The 4,627-nt window shown below is 55.8% G+C and carries 3 protein-coding genes and 1 pseudogene; all 4 read right to left on the reverse strand.

Annotated elements, in window-relative coordinates; translation table 11 throughout:
- Window positions 1-413, reverse strand: a 413-nt coding sequence (locus tag EN969_RS35545) for a HipA family kinase (protein WP_206525172.1), incomplete at its 3' end; no start/stop codon positions are given.
- 206 nt (window positions 414-619) lie between these two features.
- A complete protein-coding gene (locus EN969_RS17965; protein WP_063168129.1) occupies window positions 620-2,518 on the reverse strand; it encodes a DUF262 domain-containing protein in 1,899 nt (632 codons plus the stop codon).
- Between the two features lie 112 nt (window positions 2,519-2,630).
- The gene (locus EN969_RS17970; RefSeq protein ID WP_127224114.1) at window positions 2,631-3,155 is read right to left on the reverse strand and encodes a hypothetical protein; all 525 of its coding nucleotides are present in this window, start codon (window positions 3,153-3,155) and stop codon (window positions 2,631-2,633) included.
- Window positions 3,156-3,200: 45 nt separating this feature from the next.
- Window positions 3,201-4,627 (reverse strand): annotated as a pseudogene (locus tag EN969_RS17975) (restriction endonuclease subunit R); the annotation flags it as partial.

Below are 4,627 nucleotides of genomic sequence, written 5' to 3' on the forward strand. Positions count from 1 at the left end.
TGGATGATCGCATCGAAGATCAGAATACCAGTTGCGTCAGGCATCATTGTGTCAGTAATCAAATTGCCTTTCGCCCATGCTGCAAACTGGTTGGGAACACGCAGTGATCCGAATCCGACAGGTGAGCTCACGCCAAGCTTCTGGCGAACAGTCTCGTCTGAAACAGACTCTATGAACTCAGGGGGCAGCCGAACCCAATAGGGACGGGGAACAGGCAATCCGAGGTCCGCAGCCAAGCAGGCACCTATGCTCTCCCGAGACAAGCTCGACACCCCGGCATCGCATCCGCTGGATAGCTTGCAGAAAACCTCGACGGTCTCTCCTGCCGCATCCTCGCACATCAAAAGGATCGGAGCGGTGCGACCCTGAGAGGCCGGGCGCAGAAACTCTGTTGCCGTTACACTCTCCAGCAATTCACCCCCCCACAGGGACGGCGCTGTTGGCCATCCCTCTCCCTCAAAAAACTATGATCAGTCACACCAACTCCGCGGCCTGCGCGTACGCCGACACCAGCGTCGAGCTCGGCTTCACGGCATCATGCGGCACAAGCACATAGGACGACGGTTTCCGCCCATTCCCTAGCATGCTCGTTCGCATGGTGAACCCATTTCCGCGCCGCCTATTCCGCAGCGTCGGCCTGCTGCGTCAACGCGTGCCCTGCGCCTGCGTTCTGATTATTCTGCTCAGCAATCGTCGGGCCGGACCATATCGAAAGCGCCGTATCGAACAGCGCGCTTCCACGGTGTGAGACGGTCTCCTCATCCCATGCCTGGTACTGATGGAGTTCCCGGTTCAGCGCGAGCGCCGTGTGTGCTCTCACAGCAGGCATCTTGGTCGAGAACGATCCGTTCGAAGCCGACGTGTTCAGCTTCTGGGTCAGCAGTGTGAGGTTGCCGAGCTTGTTTATGATCTTGTCGCGGTCAACCTCGCGAGCAACCTGGTCAATATCCACCTCGCCGGCCGCAACGTGATCAAAACCCGGAACGGGCCAATTCTCGCGCCATTTTTGCGGCATGATGTGTTCGAGCGTCAAATCGCTCCGGATGGCGACGACTTCGCTGCGATCGTTCCTTTTCTGGTGTTCAAGCGCCTCGAACAGATACCGAAGGCGCGGCTGACGACTCCCTTTGTATTGGTCGCGACCAAGCCATTGCGCCTTCCATTCGCTGTCTGGCGGGAAACGGATCGCATCCGCCTGACTCGCGGACAGCAATTGATGAACACGCGCGACTGACACTTGGCCGCCCGCGCGAAGCTTTGCGATCATATCGACAAAGAACTTGTTGTAATTGGCGGTCGTGAGGCCGCAGATATCGCGCCTGACGATATAGGATTCGATCAGCCGGAGAGCATCGGGCAGCTCGCCTTCGTCCAGCGCGCTTTCGCCCGCTAGATAGAGCACGAGAGGCATGGCCGTTGACACGTCGAACGCCTTGGTAAAGCGCCCGAAGCGTCCCAAAGGATCATCGGTCGACTGATCCGATAGCCGTCGATGAACTGCCGCGCTTGCTGCGATCGATTCGAGCTCAGCTTTGATGGAGGTGAACGGCGTGAGGTCCAAAATCCATCTGCGATAGGATTCAAAGAGATCGTCGACCGAAACGGTCTCCGCTTTCTTCATTGTAAGGTGGTCGACAAGCAGCCAATCCAGGCGGGACTTCGTCTGACGACCGCGTGTATCCCCTTCCTTCCAGAACCAACCGTCGAGCGGGAGCCAGAAATCCTGGTACAGGCGGTCTACATTCAGAGAACCCTTGGTCTGTCCCAACCCTTTCGCTCGCTGAAAGATGAAGTTACGCATGAGATCACCGGCGGTCAGATCGACTCCCCGGCTGTTAAGCGTTTCGAAGATCGTCTGAGCGTCATCGCCACCTTCAAGTTCGATTGATACTGCTGCCAACCCGACGCGTAACGCCTCAAACAACTTCTCCATGCGAAAGGCATCATATTCACCATTCGGCCGGACGTGCTTTTCGATGCGATCCTTGAAGAACGCATGCGCCGCTACCGACGGGCGAACCACACCCTGCTCATCATCCAAACGGAAGGTTGCCGCATCCGACTTGTCCTCAGCGTCAACCACTCCGATGAAAGAAGCACGGTCGGTGAGTGACGGCCAAAGCTTGAACCGCTCGACTTCTGGCTGCTCCATTACACCATCGTTGAAGATGTACTTGGCTACCTCGTCCGCATATTCGGGTGAGTGGCAGGCTGCCACGTCCCTTAGGGCGGTCAGGAGCAACTGGAAGGTCGTAAGGCGCTGTTGGCCATCAATGACCTCAAACGCCTGCACCTGCTTGCCGAACGTTTTCACCTGCGAGATCACGATCGCTCCCATGAAGTGGGGCGCAGATAACACGCCTTCCGCCTCAAGCTTTGCCGCAGCCCGCTGAATATCCTCCCAAAGCAACTCCAGTTGGGGGGTCACTTTCCAGGCGTATTGCCGCTGATACAGCGGAATCAGGTAGCGTCTCTTACCGTCAAAAAGCTCTATGATCGATCTTGTAAATGGTCGCATTAGCCCTATTCGCCCCTAATCGAGTGTGCTTATAATTCGCTGAGCCAAACTACACTTATAGTTTTAAGCTATCCTCGCGCCTTCACCTGCGTGTCCCAATCAGCCGCTTTATCTACGAGAGAAGGATTGGATCAACAACATCGCTGGGCGATGGCTTGTCTGCCCGTTCGGTCGCCCTGTCGACGAGTTTTTCTAGTTCTCGGGCGAAATTGAACGGCCGCTGCTTTGTGAAAATCGGCGTGAGCGTCCAGAAGGGATTTTGAACCGCCGAAGGACGATCAAAATTCTTGTCCTTGCATAGAGAGAATTTTCCGGTGCCGTCCGTGTCGACCCTTCCATAACGGCGAAACCATTCGCTGATCGCCGATTTGTAAACTTCCTTTTCGACGGCATTCAGCAGAGAGTGAATGACCCGAACATCGTTGTGCCGCTTCACATGATCGAAAATTCCTAGCGCCACTTCATGGATGATCTTTTTCTCCGAAGATCCTCTTAGCTTGGTGCCATCGTTGCTCTGCAAGGTCGAAGAATATTTCTTTTCCAGTTTTAATAAGCTCTCTGGCGGCGTTCTGCTCTTGTCGCGTTTGAGGTCAGCCAGGAGTTTGAAGATCGGTCTTTCATGATTCATTCTGGTCACTGGACCGATGCCCCCTCGGGCCTTTTCAAAACCTTGGTCACGCCCTCAAACAAGCTCCCCTGCCTGCGAATAGGCCGAAACCAGCGAGGCCAGCGTCGCGCTTGGCTTCACCGCGTCATGTGGCACGAGCACATAAGTCCACGGCTTTCCGCCCGTATCCCTGGCGTGCTCATTTGCGTGATGCACCCATTTCCGGGCAGCCTTGGCCTTCGCCTGAACAATCGGGTCGGCCATCTCATTCTTCGCCTTGATCTCAATGATGAACTTGTCCTTGGTAGTCTCGACCACGAAATCCGGCTCGTATGACTGCCCGGACGCGTATTCGATCCTGAACTGACCGATTGCGGGTTTCATCCAGCGCAACACTCCGGCTTCGCTGGCAGCCTCCACGATGACCGCGAATTCCCGCTCTGTGTCGGAGTCGAATTTCTGGTACGGATAGCAGCACTTGGCGAAACCTTCGAAGACATATTTTGGTGTAAGGTTGAGCGGGCTGACTGGCGTTCGGAAATCCCGAACGAATGCCTCGCTGGGGACGTTGTAGGCCTGGGGCTTCATCACGACGAAACCCCTTGAGACGCTAGCTCGGTAATCGGTCGGGGTCTCCCAATAGTGCGTCATCATCTGCTGGAAAATGAACCTGGCGAGATCTTTGCCGTGCGTCAAAAGGACGTTCTCCACGTCCTCGGAGGTCGCAAGGTATGATTGAAGCCGCGCCACCATCTGCCCCGCCAGCTTGAACAGAAGCTCGCTCTGCGTGTCGTAATCGACCTCTGGCATGTCCATGAGATGGCGGACAACATAGCTCTCTAAGCGTTCTTCCTTCGAGCCTTCCACCGTGCGAGCAAGGAAGGCGCGCGTCTCGTCGCGGAGTCGTTGGACCATGATCTGATCGGAGAGCGGCTGCCTGGCGATTGTTTCGAGATTCGAAAGGTCGAAATCCTTGAATCCAAAATTTACCTGCGTCGTCGGCAGCACGACGATTTCGGGAATCGAAATCGTGTGCATGACGATCTGTTTCGTGACTTTAGCGACGGTCGCTGCGACATCGGTTTTTCGTTCGAAACTTTCGAACCATCGCTGTTCAGGTGCCATGACCGCCTTCACGATGCTGGTGATTTCAGCCTGTATCTCTGGCGTGTCGAGTTTTTCGATCCCGGTCTTGATCCGGCGTTCGAACTCGCGCTGGATCACATCCCAAGCGACTTTCGCTACCTCACGCTCTTCCTGGGTCTCGAAGACGTAAGACGTTTGTTCGGATTCCTCAAACGCTCCCGCTTTTCCGGTAAGCATCGTTTCAACATTCGAAGGAGCTTCGACCACATGCGCGCCGAGATTCGACACGTCGCCGCTGCCGCCGACAATGACGGTCTTCCTAATCGAGATGAGCGAGTCCGGATCGCGCGCTGCCTTGATTACGTCGTCGAACCTGTCATGCGCGATGACGGTCAAGCGATCGACGGCTTCCACGC

Source organism: Mesorhizobium sp. M7A.F.Ca.CA.003.01.2.1 (genome assembly GCF_003998945.1).
Taxonomy (GTDB): Bacteria; Pseudomonadota; Alphaproteobacteria; order Rhizobiales; family Rhizobiaceae; genus Mesorhizobium; species Mesorhizobium ciceri.

Excerpts from the sequence above, each read along its gene's own strand:
- EN969_RS17965 (WP_063168129.1), bottom strand. The coding sequence starts at position 2,518 with ATGCGACCATTTACAAGATCGATCATAGAGCTTTTTGACGGTAAGAGA.